General features: G+C 59.9%; 15 protein-coding genes. 6 read left to right on the top strand and 9 right to left on the bottom strand.

Features of this window, described 5'->3' with window-relative positions; all coding sequences use genetic code 11:
* Positions 1–13: 13 nt before the first annotated feature.
* The 4 genes from AC1Q6D_RS14450 to msuE all read right to left on the bottom strand — a co-directional run bounded on the left by AC1Q6D_RS14450 (position 14) and on the right by msuE (position 4,121).
* The gene (locus tag AC1Q6D_RS14450) at positions 14–1,117 is read right to left on the bottom strand and encodes a sigma-54 interaction domain-containing protein (RefSeq protein ID WP_103406284.1); all 1,104 of its coding nucleotides are present in this window, start codon (positions 1,115–1,117) and stop codon (positions 14–16) included.
* A gap of 23 nt (positions 1,118–1,140) precedes the next feature.
* On the bottom strand, positions 1,141–2,328 hold the full coding sequence (locus AC1Q6D_RS14445; RefSeq protein ID WP_103406283.1) for an acyl-CoA dehydrogenase family protein: 1,188 nt from the start codon (positions 2,326–2,328) through the stop codon (positions 1,141–1,143).
* 73 nt (positions 2,329–2,401) lie between these two features.
* A complete protein-coding gene (gene ssuD / locus AC1Q6D_RS14440) occupies positions 2,402–3,547 on the bottom strand; it encodes an FMNH2-dependent alkanesulfonate monooxygenase (protein WP_103406282.1) in 1,146 nt (381 codons plus the stop codon).
* 10 nt (positions 3,548–3,557) lie between these two features.
* Positions 3,558–4,121: an FMN reductase gene (gene msuE / locus AC1Q6D_RS14435; protein WP_103406313.1), complete on the bottom strand. Its 564-nt coding sequence runs from the start codon at positions 4,119–4,121 to the stop codon at positions 3,558–3,560.
* A gap of 412 nt (positions 4,122–4,533) precedes the next feature.
* Here msuE and AC1Q6D_RS14430 point away from each other — a divergent pair, with 412 nt between their 5' ends.
* From AC1Q6D_RS14430 to AC1Q6D_RS14415, 4 genes are all read left to right on the top strand, one after another.
* Positions 4,534–4,803: a hypothetical protein gene (locus AC1Q6D_RS14430; protein WP_103406281.1), complete on the top strand. Its 270-nt coding sequence runs from the start codon at positions 4,534–4,536 to the stop codon at positions 4,801–4,803.
* Positions 4,804–4,903: 100 nt separating this feature from the next.
* Positions 4,904–5,518, top strand: a complete 615-nt coding sequence (locus AC1Q6D_RS14425; RefSeq protein ID WP_103406280.1) for a LysE family translocator — start codon at positions 4,904–4,906, stop codon at positions 5,516–5,518.
* Positions 5,519–5,722: 204 nt separating this feature from the next.
* Entirely contained in the window at positions 5,723–6,880 is a 1,158-nt protein-coding gene (locus AC1Q6D_RS14420; protein WP_103406279.1) for a cysteine desulfurase family protein, read from the top strand.
* 64 nt (positions 6,881–6,944) lie between these two features.
* Complete coding sequence (locus tag AC1Q6D_RS14415; protein ID WP_103406278.1) at positions 6,945–8,756, top strand: aminopeptidase P family protein; 1,812 nt, start codon at positions 6,945–6,947, stop codon at positions 8,754–8,756.
* On the opposite strand, the gene AC1Q6D_RS14410 is transcribed toward AC1Q6D_RS14415, so the two are convergent.
* The gene (locus AC1Q6D_RS14410; RefSeq protein WP_178083163.1) at positions 8,749–9,669 is read right to left on the bottom strand and encodes a LysR family transcriptional regulator; all 921 of its coding nucleotides are present in this window, start codon (positions 9,667–9,669) and stop codon (positions 8,749–8,751) included. The two genes, AC1Q6D_RS14415 and AC1Q6D_RS14410, sit on opposite strands and share 8 nt — an antisense overlap.
* A 100-nt stretch (positions 9,670–9,769) precedes the next feature.
* Here AC1Q6D_RS14410 and AC1Q6D_RS14405 point away from each other — a divergent pair, with 100 nt between their 5' ends.
* The gene (locus AC1Q6D_RS14405; RefSeq protein WP_103406276.1) at positions 9,770–10,768 is read left to right on the top strand and encodes a zinc-dependent alcohol dehydrogenase family protein; all 999 of its coding nucleotides are present in this window, start codon (positions 9,770–9,772) and stop codon (positions 10,766–10,768) included.
* On the opposite strand, the gene AC1Q6D_RS14400 is transcribed toward AC1Q6D_RS14405, so the two are convergent.
* Together AC1Q6D_RS14400 and AC1Q6D_RS14395 are read right to left on the bottom strand one after the other, a co-directional pair.
* The gene (locus AC1Q6D_RS14400; protein WP_103406275.1) at positions 10,765–11,355 is read right to left on the bottom strand and encodes a 2-hydroxychromene-2-carboxylate isomerase; all 591 of its coding nucleotides are present in this window, start codon (positions 11,353–11,355) and stop codon (positions 10,765–10,767) included. The two genes, AC1Q6D_RS14405 and AC1Q6D_RS14400, sit on opposite strands and share 4 nt — an antisense overlap.
* 36 nt (positions 11,356–11,391) lie before the next feature.
* Positions 11,392–12,120 (bottom strand): SDR family oxidoreductase, encoded by a 729-nt coding sequence (locus AC1Q6D_RS14395; protein ID WP_103406274.1) that lies wholly within the window; start codon positions 12,118–12,120, stop codon positions 11,392–11,394.
* An 89-nt stretch (positions 12,121–12,209) separates the two neighbouring features.
* On the opposite strand from AC1Q6D_RS14395, the gene AC1Q6D_RS14390 reads away from it, so the two are divergent.
* Positions 12,210–12,770: a TetR/AcrR family transcriptional regulator gene (locus tag AC1Q6D_RS14390; protein ID WP_047527317.1), complete on the top strand. Its 561-nt coding sequence runs from the start codon at positions 12,210–12,212 to the stop codon at positions 12,768–12,770.
* A gap of 15 nt (positions 12,771–12,785) precedes the next feature.
* On the opposite strand, the gene AC1Q6D_RS14385 is transcribed toward AC1Q6D_RS14390, so the two are convergent.
* Positions 12,786–13,067, bottom strand: a complete 282-nt coding sequence (locus AC1Q6D_RS14385; protein WP_047527319.1) for a hypothetical protein — start codon at positions 13,065–13,067, stop codon at positions 12,786–12,788.
* Positions 13,068–13,234: 167 nt separating this feature from the next.
* Entirely contained in the window at positions 13,235–14,122 is an 888-nt protein-coding gene (rhtA, locus tag AC1Q6D_RS14380) for a threonine/homoserine exporter RhtA (RefSeq protein WP_103406312.1), read from the bottom strand.
* Positions 14,123–14,435: the final 313 nt, after the last annotated feature.

Raw genomic sequence — 14,435 nt, 5'->3', positions numbered from 1 at the left:
GCGCAAGCGCCTGTTAGATGGACAACTGCATCAAGCGCTCGCCCTGCACGTTTTCCGTCGGTCGTCGCTTGTTCACCGCCAGTTCGCCGATCTTGATCAGGCGCGTGCGGGTCACGTTGCGGCTCAGGCCCAGCAGCGCGGCGGTGTGCACCTGGTTGTAGTGGCTGAAGCGGTAGGCCGCCCGCAGCAAGGCGTCCTCGACTTTTTCATGCAGCGCGCCGGCCTGTTCCTCGAACAGCTTTTGGAATGCCCGGTCGAGCAGGGCCTCGGCTGAGTCGTCGACTTGGGCGTGGTGATCGTCCTGACGCTCGATACGCATGTTGGACAAGCGCAGGTCATCGCGTTCGATGATGCCGTTACGGCAGATCAACAGGGTGTGGTGAATGACGTTTTCCAGCTCTCGGATGTTGCCCGGCCAACTGTAGCTGCGCAGTTTCAGTTCAGCTTCTTTGCTGATAGTGATGCTGCCGTAGCCGAGGCGCTGACTGTAGGCGTCGATGAAGTGACGGGTCAGGGGCAGGATGTCGCCGGGGCGATCACGCAGCGGGCTCAGCTCCAGGCTGACCACGTCCAGCCGGTAGTACAGATCCTCGCGGAAATGGCCGGCGTTGATGGCTTTCTCCAGTTGCACGTTGGTCGCTGCCAACACCCGCACGTCGATGGGAATGCTCTTGCGCGAACCCAGGCGCACCACTTCGCGCTCTTGCAGCACCCGCAACAACTTGACTTGAATGGCCATCGGTAAATCACCGATTTCATCGAGGAACAGGGTGCCGCCGTCCGCCTCTTCGAACCAGCCGGCCTTGGCGCTGAGGGCGCCGGTGAAGGCGCCTTTTTCATGGCCGAACAGCTCGGCCTCGACCAGGGATTCAGAGAACGCACCGCAGTTCACCGCCACAAACGGCCGGTTGCGCCGGGCGCTGAGGTTGTGGATATGGCGTGCCACCAACTCCTTGCCGGTGCCGGTTTCGCCAATGATCAACACACTGGCTTCGCTCGGGGCGACTTGTTGCAAGTGGGCGAGCAAGGCTTGGGATTTCGGGTCTTCGAACACCTGGGCCGTGGCGCGGATCGACGTGGCCAGAGCGGGCGAGGGCGGTAAGGTCAGCAGTTGCATGGGGCACGCTCCTTGTTGGGCAGTTATGAATAGAAAGTCGGAATCGGCAAGGCCTGGTTCAGCGCCCAGTCACCCAGTTCATGGAGTTTGTAATCCACCGGGTCGTGCAGGGTTTGCGTGCGCAGGTTGCGCCAGTGGCGGTCCAGGCGCAGCGAGGCGTGGGTCGAGCGTGCGCCGGTGACTTCGAACAAGCGGCTGCACAGTTCCAGGCCATTGCGCGTGGCGGCGACCTTGGCCGTGGCGATGGCGGTGGCCACATGTCCGCGCTCTTCGGCGCTCAGGTTCGGGCCTTTCGCCCAAGCCTTGTCGAGCAAGTCAGCCGCGCGCTCCACCAACAGCCGCACCCCTTCGAGGGCCACCCAGAATTCGCCGTAGTGGCCGAGTACATAAGGGTCTTGGCTGACTTCCCGGGCGCTGGATTTGTGCCATGGCCGAGTCTCGGTCAGTGTGTATTGGCGCGCTTCTTCGAACGCTCCCTCGGCAATGCCGAGGAACATATGGGTGAACGTCAGCTGGGCAATCAGTGGGCGCAGGCAAGCGAACGGCGTGCTCAACGGACCTGGATCGAGCAGCAGTTCTGATTCTTCGACCCGCACCCGTTCAAAGGTGGCGCTGCCGCTGTCGGTCTGGCGCTGGCCCATGTTGTTCCAGTCATTGTGCAAGGTGATGCCGCTGCGACCGCTGGGGATGGCGGCGATCAGCAGTTTGCCGCCGGCACTTTCGTCCACCGCCGAAGCGATCAGCATCTCCGAATCGCTGGCGCCGGAGCAGAAGCTTTTCTTGCCGGAAAACTCGCGCCAGCCATCGAGTTTTTTCACCACGGTGCGGGTGTCCAGCGGGTTGAGGGCATTGCCCCAGAACCAGTTCTTGCGCGCCGTTTGTTCAAACCATGGCTGCCATTGTTCGGGGCGGGCGAACAGGCGCACGGTGGCGAGCATCAGGTGATGGAAGCCGAACACATGGGCAATCGAACTGTCGACTTTGGCGAACTCACGCACGATGGTCAGGGTTTCGCTCCAGTTGGCGCCGAGGCCGCCGAACCGGGTGGGAATGCTTAACGCGAGCAGCCCGCTGTGGCGCAGCGCGTCACGCTCGGCCTTGGGTGTACCGCCGCGTTCGTCGCGCTCGACGGCGGTCAGGGCAAATTCGGCGGCCAATTGACGGGCGGTCTGCAACGGGGGGATCAGGGCGCTTTGCGGCTTGGCAGTCACGCTGTTTTCCTTTTCAAAAGACGCAGATCCCCTGTAGGAGCGAGCAAGCTCGCTCCTACAGGTATTGCGTGGATCAGGCTGTGGCTTTGGCCGGCAACACATCATTGGCGATCATTTCGCCAAACGGCCCGGTGAGATTGGTGACGCCACGCCCGGCGAGACTCGCGTACGGCTCGGGCAGCAGCGGGAAGACCAGTTCGGCAAAGCGATACGCTTCTTCGAGATGCGGGTAGCCAGAGAAGATGAAACTCTCGATCCCCAGGTCCGCGTACTCCTTGATGCGCGCGGCGACCTGCTGTGGGTCGCCGACCAGCGCCGTCCCGGCACCGCCACGCACCAGGCCGACGCCGGCCCACAGATTGGGCGAGATCTCCAGGTTGTCGCGCCGCCCGTCATGCAGCGCGGCCATGCGCCGTTGACCCTCGGAGTCGAAGCGCGAGAACGACTTCTGTGCGGCGGCAATGGTTTCGTCGCTGATGTGTTCGATCAGTTTGTCTGCGGCTTTCCACGCTTCTTCAGCGGTTTCGCGGACGATCACATGCAAACGAATCCCGAACTTCACGGTGCGCCCGTGACGGGCGGCACGTTCACGGACATCGGCGAGTTTCTGCGCCACGGCGGCCGGTGGTTCGCCCCAGGTCAGGTAGACATCGACCTGCTCGGCGGCCAGGTCGTGTGCGGCATCGGACGAGCCGCCGAAGTACAGCGGCGGATAAGGTTTCTGCACTGGTGGATACAGCGCCTTGGCGTTCTGTACCCGCAGGTGTTTGCCTTCGAAGTCCACCGATTCGCCTTGCAATACCCGGCGCCAGATCTTCAGGAACTCGTCGGTGACTTCGTAGCGTTCGCTGTGATCGAGGAAGCTGCCGTCGCCACGGTTTTCGTCGGGATCACCGCCGGTCACCACATTGATCAGCAAGCGGCCACCGGATAGCCGATCCAGGGTGGCGGCCATGCGCGCCGACACCGTTGGCGAAATGATCCCCGGGCGGATCGCCACCAGATAACGCAAGCGCTCGGTGAGCGGCACCAGGGCTGAAGCGATCACCCATGAGTCTTCGCAGGAGCGTCCGGTGGGAATCAATACACCGTGGTAGCCGAGGCTGTCCGCGGCCTGTGCCACTTGTTTCAGGTAGTTGAGGGTGACCGGGCGTGCGCCCTGAGTGGTGCCCAGGTAATGTCCGTCGCCGTGGGTCGGCAGAAACCAGAAAACATCCATGACGAATTCCTTAAGCGATTTTCAGCAGATTGTTGGGGTGCACGCCGAACAACGGCGCCGCGCGTTCTGCAGCCAATTGAATGCGGGCCCTGAGCAGTTCGCTGGTGATCTGGTAATTGGAGAAATCGGCTTCGGTGGCATAGACGCCAATCGGCAAGGTCAACGCCTGGAAAAAACTGAACAGGGGGCGCAGCTGATGATCGAGCACCAGCGCATGACGTTCGCTGCCACCGGTGGCGGCCAGCAGTACCGGGGTGTTGACCAGTGCATTCAGATCGATCAGGTCGAACAGGTGCTTGAGCAGGCCAGGGTAGGAACCGCGATAAACCGGCGCGGCGACAATCAGCAGATCGGCATTTTCAATCGCTTGCAGTTCGGCTTCGACGTCCTCACTCAGTTCCTGGCGAGACAGCGCCGCGCCCAAAGGCCGGGCGATGTCACCCAGTTCGATCAACTGGCTCTCGATCGGCAGTTGCTCGGCCAGCTGCGCTAACAGCGCTTGGGTCAGCACCAGGGTGCGGGAGGGACGCCAGGTGCCGCCGGAGACGGCAACGACTTTCAATGGACGTGACATGATCAGTTCCTTTTTAAACAGTTGCTGTGGGAGCAGTGAGTCATCACTGGGCTTTTCCCCATTGAGCAAGAGCTGTACCAATCCCTCGAAGCCACGTTCTACGGGGCTTGCGGCGACTTGATCAGGCCGCGCTGTTGATTTCCAAGGGCTGTTTGTTGATTGACTGTTGCCTGGCGAACAGTTGCGTGAGCAACAGTGCGTCAGGGGATGCAGTTGTTATAAAGGCTATTTGTTATTCCTCAAAAGATCGTTGATTGATATTTATAGATCTTTTTTGAATATAAGAGCTGCTACAGGTTGGCAGCATCAGGAAAACTCGATAGCGACTATCGAGAGCGATGATTTTTACCCGGCCAAAGGCGCGAGTAGCCTGTGTTCATTGCCCCGAACCCAGATGCCAGGACGCCTGAACATGAAACCTCTGATCGCCACTTTGTTGCTGCTGACCGTCTCCGTTCTCGCCGGATGCGCCAGTCAGCCTGCTCCGGAACTGAGGCCCTACACCGCTGAAGAAACCCAGGAACTCGCCCTGGAAGCATTGAATCGCCGGGGTCTGTCGTTCGACGAATACCAGGCGAAAAAAGCCGAATTGCTCGGTGTGCCGCAAAAATCGTTCGGTTTCGACAAACAGGGTGAGATGAACGCTGGACGTGCTGTACAGCTTCACGGACGTCCTAGCTAAGCGAAAACTGTACTGCCGGAAGTTTACCCAACTGTCCGTGGGTTTCCCCCGGGGTGTGCGATAGGGTCGTTACCTGACCGACCCTGATGGACTGCCACCCATGACACTCTCGCTCGATTTGCTGCTGGGCTTCGCCCTGTTCGCCCTCGTCACTTCGATCACACCAGGCCCGAACAACACGATGTTGCTGGCATCCGGGGTGAACTTCGGCTTTAACCGCACCATTCCTCACATGCTTGGCATTACCTGCGGATTCTTCGTGCTGGTCGTGGCGGTGGGCTTTGGCCTGGGCGCGGTGTTTCAGACGTATCCATTGCTCTACGCCGTGCTGCGTTATGTCGGTGCCGCGTATTTGCTGTACCTGGCGTGGAAAATCGCCCATTCCGGGCCAGTCTCGGATGGCGAGCAGGTTGAAGGAAAACCCATCAGCTACCTTGGCGCCGCCGCGTTCCAGTGGGTCAATCCCAAGGCCTGGATCATGGCCATCGGTGCCATCAGCACTTACACGCCGATGCAGGGTTACTTCACCAATGTCATCGTGATTGCCGCGGTATTCGCCCTGATCAACCTGCCGAGCGTGGGCGTTTGGGCTGCGTGCGGCACGCTGTTGCGTAACGTCCTGAAGGACCGTCGCTGGTTGCGCCTGTTCAACTGGGGCATGGCCGCGTTGCTGGTGGCTTCGCTGTATCCGCTGTTGCTCGAAAGCTTTCGCTGACGCATTGCTTCAACCGGTCGACCGATGCCTGTTAAGCTCGCTTTTCAGGAGCGTTCCTACGCACTTTTAATGAAGTGGTACTTCTTTAACAGCATCCGATCAGGTATTGGTAACGTTCTGAAACCGGGCGCCGCTCACGAGGCTGCGTGTTGATGTTTACAGTGACGAGCCTCCTGATCCCGGAACACGCTCTGCGAGTCTTTTATGAATAAACGTCCGTTGTATTTCGACTATGCCGCCACCACGCCGGTGGATGAGCGGGTCATCAAGGTCATGGTCGAGTGTCTGGGTTTCAGCGGCAACTTTGGCAACCCGGCATCCAGCTCCCACGCATTCGGCCAACAGGCCCGGCAAACCGTTGAGCAGGCACGGCGCCAGGTCGCCGAACTGGTCGGCGCCACGCCTGAACAGATTGTCTGGACTTCCGGCGCAACCGAATCGAACAACCTTGCCCTCAAGGGCGTTGCCCAGGCCCGCGGCGTTGCCGGCGGCCACATCATCACCAGCCAAATCGAACACAAGGCCATCCTCGATACCGCAAGACAATTGCAGGACGCGGGTGTGGCAGTGACCTATCTGGTGCCGGACGCCGACGGCCTGATCACCGCGCAAGCCGTCAGCGAAGCCATGCGTGAGGACACCTTCCTGGTGTCGCTGATGCTGGTCAACAACGAGCTGGGCACGGTCAACGACATCCCGGCCATTGGCCAGGTGGTGCGTGATCGCGACGCCTTGTTTCATGTCGACGCGGCGCAGGGTGCGGGCAAAGTGCAGATCGATCTGGCGCAATGGCCGGTGGATCTGATGTCGTTCTCGGCGCACAAGCTCTACGGACCCAAAGGCATTGGCGCGCTGTATGTCGGGCCGCGCGCGCACCAGCGTTTGCAGGCGCAGATTCACGGGGGTGGTCACGAGGGTGGCCTGCGTTCCGGCACCCTGGCCACTCACCAGATTGCCGCCATGGGCGCGGCATTTGCCCTGGCGGCGGCTGCGTTCGATGAAGAAAAAGCCTTGATCGTGCGTTTGCGCGAACGCCTGCTCGATCAATTGCTGGGCATTCCCGGCGTGCGCCTCAATGGCAGCCCGACCCGACGCATCCCCCATACCCTGAGCCTGACCTTCAGTGAAGGCGAGTTCAATTCGGCGGCGTTGCTCACCTCGATTGCATTTTCCGCGACCTCGGCCTGCAATTCCGCAAGCAATGCTCCGTCCCATGTGCTGCTGGCCCTGGGGCATGACGCGCGTTTGGCGAGTCGCACCATTCGCTTGAGCCTGGGGCGTTTCACCACCGAGCAGGACATCGATCAAGCGGTACAACTGATTAAAACGGCCTGCGCCAGTGCTCCGGCATTCTGGCAGTAGCGCCTCGAAGCGCCGACACCGATCGGCGCTAAACAATAATGATGAGTGGTTAGCAGGAGTCATGATGAGTACGCAGTCTTCGATCAATGGATCGGTGCCCCAGCGCCTGGCGCAAACCCGTGAACTGATGAGCCGCGAGGGTATTCACGCCCTGTTGGTGCCGTCGGCGGACCCGCACCTGTCCGAATACCTGCCGGGCTACTGGCAGGGCCGGCAGTGGTTGTCGGGCTTCCATGGCTCGGTCGGCACCCTGATCGTGACTGCGGACTTTGCTGGCGTCTGGGCCGACAGCCGTTACTGGGAGCAGGCGACCAAGGAGCTCAAGGGCAGCGGCATCGAACTGGTCAAGCTGCAACCGGGTCAACCGGGGCCGCTGGACTGGCTGGCTGAGCAAACCCCGGAAGGCGGTGTGGTCGCGGTCGACGGTGCGGTGATGGCCGTGGCCTCCGCACGTACGTTGAGCGGCAAGCTGGAAGAGCGTGGCGCTCGTCTGCGCACGGATATCGATCTGTTGAGCGAGGTCTGGAACGACCGCCCGAGCCTGCCGAATGCACCGATCTATCAGCACTTGCCTCCGCAGGCGACCGTCAGCCGTGGCGAGAAACTGGCCAAACTGCGGGAAACCCTGCTGGCGCGCGGCGCTGACTGGCATTTCATCGCCACCCTCGATGACATCGCCTGGCTGTTCAACCTGCGCGGCGGCGATGTGTCGTTCAATCCGGTGTTCGTTTCCTTCGCCTTGATCAGCCAGCAGCAGGCCACCCTGTTCGTGGCGTTGAGCAAGGTCGATGCCGAACTGCGTGCGGTCCTTGAACAGGATGGCGTGACCCTGCGCGATTACAGCGAAGTGGCCGACGCGTTGCGGGCCGTTCCGAAAGGGGCGAGCTTGCTGGTCGACCCGGCGCGGGTCACGGCGGGATTGCTGGATAACCTCGACAGCGGCGTCAAGCTGGTCGAAGGCTTGAACCCGACCACCCTGGCCAAGTCGCAAAAAAGCCTGGCTGACGCCGAGCACATCCGTCAGGCCATGGAGCAGGATGGCGCGGCGCTCTGCGAATTCTTCACCTGGCTGGACTCGGCACTCACGGGCAGCGAGCGCATCACCGAGCTGACCATCGACGAGAAACTGACCGCCGCCCGTGAACGCCGTCCGGGTTATGTGTCGCTGAGCTTCAACACCATCGCCGCGTTCAACGCCAACGGCGCCATGCCGCATTACCACGCCACCGAAGAAGAACACGCGGTGATCGAAGGTGATGGTCTGCTGCTGATCGATTCCGGCGGCCAGTACCTGGGGGGCACTACGGACATCACGCGGATGGTCCCGGTCGGCACACCGACGGCCGAGCAGAAGCGCGATTGCACCCGTGTGCTCAAAGGCGTGATTGCCTTGTCCCGTGCGCAATTCCCGAAAGGCATCCTGTCGCCGCTGCTGGACTCGATAGCCCGTGCGCCGATCTGGGCCGAAAGCGTCGATTACGGCCATGGCACCGGTCACGGCGTTGGCTACTTCCTCAACGTTCACGAAGGCCCGCAAGTCATTGCCTATCAGGCAGCACCCGCACCGCAAACCGCGATGCAACCGGGCATGATCACCTCCATCGAGCCCGGCACTTACCGCCCGGGCCGCTGGGGTGTGCGGATCGAAAACCTGGCGATGAACCGCGAAGCGGGCACCAGCGAATTCGGTGAGTTCCTGAAGTTCGAAACCCTGACCCTGTGCCCGATCGACACCCGTTGCCTGGAACCGTCGCTGCTGTCGGAAGAAGAAAAGCAGTGGTTCAATGCTTACCACGCCGAAGTGCGCAAGCGCTTGAGCCCGTTGCTCGACGGTGCGGCACTGGAGTGGTTGAACACCCGTACCGCGGCTATTTGACCGCCTGCAGTTCGGGCGCCGCTTGCAGCGCCTGGCTCATGTAGTCGACAAAGGCTTTGACCCTGGCGGATTGGCGACGATTCGCCGGGGACACTGCATGTATTGGAAGTGATTGCGCGGTGTACTCGCGCAGAATCGCTGTCACTCTGCCGGCTTTCAGATCCTCGCTGAACAGCCACACCGGTGACATCGCAATACCCAAGCCACCCAGCACCATCTCGCGAATCGCCTCGGAGTTGTTGCTTTGGGCGTTGCCCTTGATCCGCACCTCGTGAAGTTGTTCGTCGCGCTCGTAAACCCACAGGTTCTGACTGTTCAGCAGGTTGAATAGCAGGCAGTTGTGTTCGCTCAATTGCTGCGGTGTTTGTGGTTGACCGTGTTGCTTGAGGTAGGCGGGCGTTGCGACGGTTACCCGGTGGGTGGTACCGATGTGACGAGCGATCAGGCCACTGTCATTCAATGGCCCGATCCTGAACGTCACGTCCAGGCCTTCGCTGACCAGGTCCTGGTTCTGATCATTCAATTGCAGGTCGATTTCAATCTCTGGATATCGCTTGAGGAATGCCGGCAGGCGCGGAGCAATCTGCAAGCGCCCGAAGCTGACCGACGAGCCGATGCGCAGATGACCGGCAATCGTTTCTCTGCCGGATTGGAAACGGTGCTCGGCTGCATCGACGGCGGCGAGGATTTGTCGGCACTCGCTGTAGTAGCGCTGGCCTTCATCGGTCAGGGATAACCGACGGGTACTGCGTGCGATCAGCTTTCCACTCAGCTCGATTTCCAGTGCGCGCAGTACTTTGCTGATGGTCGGCTGGGTGGTCTGCATTTCCCGGGCGACGGCGGAAAAGCTGCCGCGTTCGACCACCCGGACGAAAATCGCCATTGCATGGAGTTTGTCCACGGGATTTCTCATTGATGCCAGATGGGAATGATCACTATAGCTATTCGGCGTCTTATCGGCATGAGTGGCTTGTTGGAAGATGGCTCCACCACCTTTGACGGGAATAGCCGAAATGAATGACTCAATGCATATGCGCGCGCTGATTGTTGACTCTGCTAATGCCCCCCTGCGCCTGGCTTCGATTCAGCGACCGGTGCCTGGAGCGGGACAGGTACTGGTGCGGATCGCGGCCAGCGGGGTCAACCCGCTGGACAGGAAAATCCGTTCGGGCCAGGCCGCCCACGCGCGCCAGCCACTGCCAGCCGTACTGGGTATAGATCTGGCGGGCACCATCGAAGCCTCAGGCGGGGATGTCAGTGACTGGCTGCCCGGCGATGAGGTGTATGCCATGGCGACGGGAATCGGCGGCGCCCAGGGTTCTCTGGCTGAATACGCGGTGGTCGATGCGCGTCTGCTGGCGCGCAAGCCGGCCAATCTGAGCATGCGCGAAGCGGCGGGATTGCCATTGGTGTTGATTACGGCGTGGGAAGGATTGGTCGATCGCGCTCGGGTGCGTGCGGGTCAGAAAGTGCTGATTCACGGTGGTGCAGGAGGTGTCGGGCATGTGGCGGTGCAAATCGCTCGCGCGTTCGGTGCCAAGGTGTTCGCCACCGGGTCGACGGGACAGCAGGAAATCATCGAAGGCTTGGGCGCGACCTTCATTGATTACCGAAAGACGTCGGTGGAGGCCTACGTGGCTGAGCATACGGACGGGGAGGGTTTTGACATTGTCTATGACACGGTAGGCGGTGAAGCCCTGGATGCGTCATTCAAGGCGGCACGGGTCTATCACGGTCATGTGGTGAGTTGCCTCGGTTGGGGACAGCACAGCCTGGCACCGCTGTCCTTTCGCGGAGCAACCTATTTCGGCGTGTTCACCTTGTTACCTTTGTTGACAGGGAAGGGGCGTGAGCACCATGGCCGGATCCTTCAGGAGGCGGCGAGGCTGATAGAAGCGGGCAGTGTGGTGCCCATTCTCGATCCGCACTGGTTCAACCTGGAATCCGCCGAGGCCGCCCATGAGCTGCTCCTGTCGGGAGCGGCGCAAGGGCGGTTGGTCATCGATATTTAACCCAGGGCTTCCACGACGAAGTCCAGACGGTCCTGGCCGAAGAACAGCTGATTATCGACAAACATGCTGGGTGCGCCGAAAACGCCACGTTGCACCGCTTTCTCAGTGTTGTCCTTGAGCACGGCCTTGATGTGCTCATCGGCGGTCAGGGGCAGCACTTCGTTGGGGTCAAAGCCGTTCTCGGTCAGCACTGCCGCAACGGTTGTCGGTTCGTCGAGGCTGCGACCGTCGACCCAGAGCGCCTTGAACAGGCAATCGATGAAGGTGGCAAAGCGCTCTGGATGGCGCAGCTGCATTCCGGTGACGGCGCGCATGAGCATCAAGGTGTTGATCGGGAAGTGCGGGTTGAATTTCAGTGGCACGCCGTAGCGTCTGGCATAACGGTCGAGGTCCTGAAACATGTAGCGGCCCTTGGCCGGGACGGTCGCTGGCGAGGCGTTGCCGGTTGCCTTGAACACGCCGCCGAGCAGGATCGGAATATAGGTCAGCTGGCTGCCGGTCCGCTCACAGATCTTTGGCAACTGTGTGTACGCCAGATAGGTGGCCGGGCTGCCCAGGTCAAAATAGAACTCCACGGTTTTGCTCATGGTTGATGCTCTCTGCTTATTGTTATTCGGGAGGGCTTACCAGCGTTCGCTCCAGGGGCGCAGGTCCAGTTCGAAGGTCCAGGCGTCGCGTGGCTGGCTGTGCAGGTACCAGTAGTTCTCGGCAATGTGATCGGGATTGAGGATGCCGTCCTGGTCCTTGGTCGCGTACTTTTCGGGGAGGTTGTCGCGGATGAAATCGGTATCGATGGCGCCGTCGACGATGATGTGGGCGACATGGATGTTCATCGGCCCTAGTTCGCGAGCCATGCTTTGCGCCAATGCACGAATCCCGTGCTTGGCACCTGCAAATGCGGCAAAGCCTGCGGCACCACGCATTCCAGCAGTGGCTCCGGTGAAGAGGATCGTGCCCCGTTCCCGTTTGGCCATGCGTTTGGCCACTTCACGGGCATTGAGAAACCCTGAGAAACAGGCCATTTCCCAAATCTTGAAATACTTGCGGGCGGTTTCTTCGAGAATACTGCAAGGCACGTTGGCGCCGATGTTGAACACGAACGCCTCGATGGGGCCAATTTCGCTTTCGATCTGCTCGACCAGCGCGATCACGTCATCTTCCTTGCGTGCATCGCAGGCAAAACCATGGGCCTCGTCACCATTGGCCTTGATGGAATCTACCAGCGGCTGGAGTTTTTCCGCACTGCGCCGGGTGACGCAGGCGATGAAACCTTCCTGTGCAAAGCGTTTGGCGATGGCGCCACCTGTGGCATCACCTGCCCCTACAACCAGTACGACCTTCTTGTTATTCATGGGTAGCCCTTTGATAAACGATCGTTAACTGAACGAACGTTATGCTACGATCGGGCCAGCGTCAAGGCGATCAACTCAGGGGGAAGGCAATGCGTTACTCGGCCAATCACAAGCTGGAAACCAAGGAAAAACTGCTGCAAAGCAGCTCGGTGTCGGCCAAGAAGTCTGGTTTTTCCAGTGTGGGCGTGGACGGCTTGATGAAAGCGATCGGTTTGAGCGGGGGCGCGTTCTACAACCATTTCTCGTCGAAGGACGAGCTGTTCGCGTCCATTGTCGAGCGTGAGTTGCGTCAAAGCCTGGAACGACTGGGGGCTGATCAGGACCGGGATAAACTCGAGCGATGCTTGAAGCATTACTTGAGCATGTCCCACGTCGATCATCCGGAAACCGGTTGTGCATTACCGGTCCTGGGTGCCGAGATCGCCCGTTCCGACGTAGTGATACGGCAGCAGGCAGAGCACTGGATCTGCCAGCTTCAGGAAAGCTGGGCGCAGGTGCTGGAGAGCGACAGCCTGGCTTGGGCCATTCTGTCGCAGTGCATCGGGGCGTTGGTGGTGGCTCGGATGCTCGTTACTCCGGAGCTGCAGCGCAGGGTGCTGAAGTCCAGTTATGATGAGACCAGCCGCCAGATTGCAAGTCCGAGAGCCTGACACGGCGGCTTCAAGCTATTTGCAGATGACGATCATGCTGCGGCTTGTATACCCGGCCGGATTGAGGCCAAAAGGGTAATCCCCCGGTTCTTCCACGACATCCCCTGACTTGGCGATGACTTTGTAGCCTTTGGGGGCGCATGAGTTCGCGGCACTCGCATAACACTTGTCCCAGGAAGACGACAGGCCGGAACAGTTGATATGCAGTCCTTTCTTGCCGTGTTTGATCTGGGTTTGGGATGTCGCCGCGCAGCCCGCAACTGCAAGTACGGCGATCAGTATCAAAATTCGTTTCATTGCTGTCCTTGTAGCGTCCCGGGTCTTTTGCCCGGGTTCGGCTGTAATCGCTTTCGCATGAAGCGTTCTGATATCCCTGTCTTGAAAAGTCCATGTTTGTCACTGGGTTGCGGGCCTAAACATGGCCTAATTGAGCGGTAAATACCAGAGTCTCGTCAATTCCTGTATCAATCTGCCGCAACAGCGGGCTTTGCGGTACTGCCCATCGTCATGGTGGCACCGACGGAAGCCAGAATGATGCACAGGATGGCCATCCACTGTGACAGCGACAAGTACTCGTGGAGGAACAGCAACCCTGAAAGGGCGCCAATAGCGGGTTCAATACTCATTAATGTGCCGAAAGTCCTGGCCGGCATGCGTGTGAGGGCGACCATCTCCAGGGTGTAAGGCAGTGCGGTGGAGAGAATGGCGACGCCGAGGGCGATCGGGATCAGTGAGGGGGTCAGCAGCGCGGCACCCGCATGAACAATCCCGATGGGGGCTACGAACAGCGCAGCAATCATCACCCCCAGCGCGGCGGTTTGCACACCATTGTCGGCACCGGCCTTTTGGCCGAAAAGAATATACAGCGCCCAGCAGGCACCGGCCCCCAATGCATAACCGGCACCCACCAAATCGATGCTCGCTGTGGTTGCTCCTGTGGGAATCAATAGCAGGAGACCGACAGCTGCCAGGGCGATCCATAAAAAGTCGATAGCTCGGCGTGAAGCGTAGATGGCAACCGCCAATGGCCCGGTAAACTCCAGCGCCACCGCGATCCCTAGCGGAACCGTACGCAAAGACATATAGAAGAGGAAGTTCATTCCGCCCAGCGCCATGCCATAGACGATGACAGTGCGCAGAGATTTTGCCGTGAGCTTCGCCCGCCATGGTCGGAGCAACAGCAGCATGATTACGCTGGCAAAGATCAGGCGCAGGGTGGTGGTCCCTTGTGCGCCGACAACAGGGAACATGCTTTTGGCCAGGGAGGCACCGGACTGGATCGATGCCATGGCTATTAATAGCAGGCCGACCGAAAACAAGGTCGAGGCAAGGCTGCGAGGCTGATCATTCATTGAGTGGCATCGTCCGAAGGTAGAGAGCTTGGGGTATTGCTCTTGGTAATGGGCAATATACTGCGCAATCGTTGCAGGCACGTCTATATATAAGCGGTGATTTTGTCTGTCTGATAGAAAACCCAAATCAGTGCTTGACGGCAGATTCTGGAAGCCTATAATTCGCCCCACTTCCGGCGCAGTCGAAACGGAAAACTCCTTGATAAACAATGAGTTATGCAGTTTTCGGCAGCAGGTTGCTTCAGGTCATCGAAGTCGAAAGGAAGTTGAAAAAGAGGTGTTGACAGCAGCGAGTAACGCTGTAGAATTCGCC

The organism is Pseudomonas sp. MT92, assembly GCF_058792515.1.
The sequence above is the reverse complement of the archived record's forward strand: the minus strand, read 5'-3'. Positions and strand labels throughout refer to the sequence as shown.

What these genes read in the sequence shown, in the direction of transcription:
- AC1Q6D_RS14450 (WP_103406284.1), bottom strand. Translation starts at nt 1,117, where the DNA reads ATGCAACTGCTGACCTTACCGCCCTCGCCCGCTCTGGCCACGTCGATC.
- ssuD (WP_103406282.1), bottom strand. Translation starts at nt 3,547, where the DNA reads ATGGATGTTTTCTGGTTTCTGCCGACCCACGGCGACGGACATTACCTG.
- msuE (WP_103406313.1), bottom strand. Translation starts at nt 4,121, where the DNA reads ATGTCACGTCCATTGAAAGTCGTTGCCGTCTCCGGCGGCACCTGGCGT.
- AC1Q6D_RS14430 (WP_103406281.1), top strand. Translation starts at nt 4,534, where the DNA reads ATGAAACCTCTGATCGCCACTTTGTTGCTGCTGACCGTCTCCGTTCTC.
- AC1Q6D_RS14425 (WP_103406280.1), top strand. Translation starts at nt 4,904, where the DNA reads ATGACACTCTCGCTCGATTTGCTGCTGGGCTTCGCCCTGTTCGCCCTC.
- AC1Q6D_RS14420 (WP_103406279.1), top strand. Translation starts at nt 5,723, where the DNA reads ATGAATAAACGTCCGTTGTATTTCGACTATGCCGCCACCACGCCGGTG.
- AC1Q6D_RS14415 (WP_103406278.1), top strand. Translation starts at nt 6,945, where the DNA reads ATGAGTACGCAGTCTTCGATCAATGGATCGGTGCCCCAGCGCCTGGCG.
- AC1Q6D_RS14410 (WP_178083163.1), bottom strand. Translation starts at nt 9,669, where the DNA reads ATGAGAAATCCCGTGGACAAACTCCATGCAATGGCGATTTTCGTCCGG.
- AC1Q6D_RS14405 (WP_103406276.1), top strand. Translation starts at nt 9,770, where the DNA reads ATGAATGACTCAATGCATATGCGCGCGCTGATTGTTGACTCTGCTAAT.
- AC1Q6D_RS14400 (WP_103406275.1), bottom strand. Translation starts at nt 11,355, where the DNA reads ATGAGCAAAACCGTGGAGTTCTATTTTGACCTGGGCAGCCCGGCCACC.
- AC1Q6D_RS14395 (WP_103406274.1), bottom strand. Translation starts at nt 12,120, where the DNA reads ATGAATAACAAGAAGGTCGTACTGGTTGTAGGGGCAGGTGATGCCACA.
- AC1Q6D_RS14390 (WP_047527317.1), top strand. Translation starts at nt 12,210, where the DNA reads ATGCGTTACTCGGCCAATCACAAGCTGGAAACCAAGGAAAAACTGCTG.
- AC1Q6D_RS14385 (WP_047527319.1), bottom strand. Translation starts at nt 13,067, where the DNA reads ATGAAACGAATTTTGATACTGATCGCCGTACTTGCAGTTGCGGGCTGC.
- rhtA (WP_103406312.1), bottom strand. Translation starts at nt 14,122, where the DNA reads ATGAATGATCAGCCTCGCAGCCTTGCCTCGACCTTGTTTTCGGTCGGC.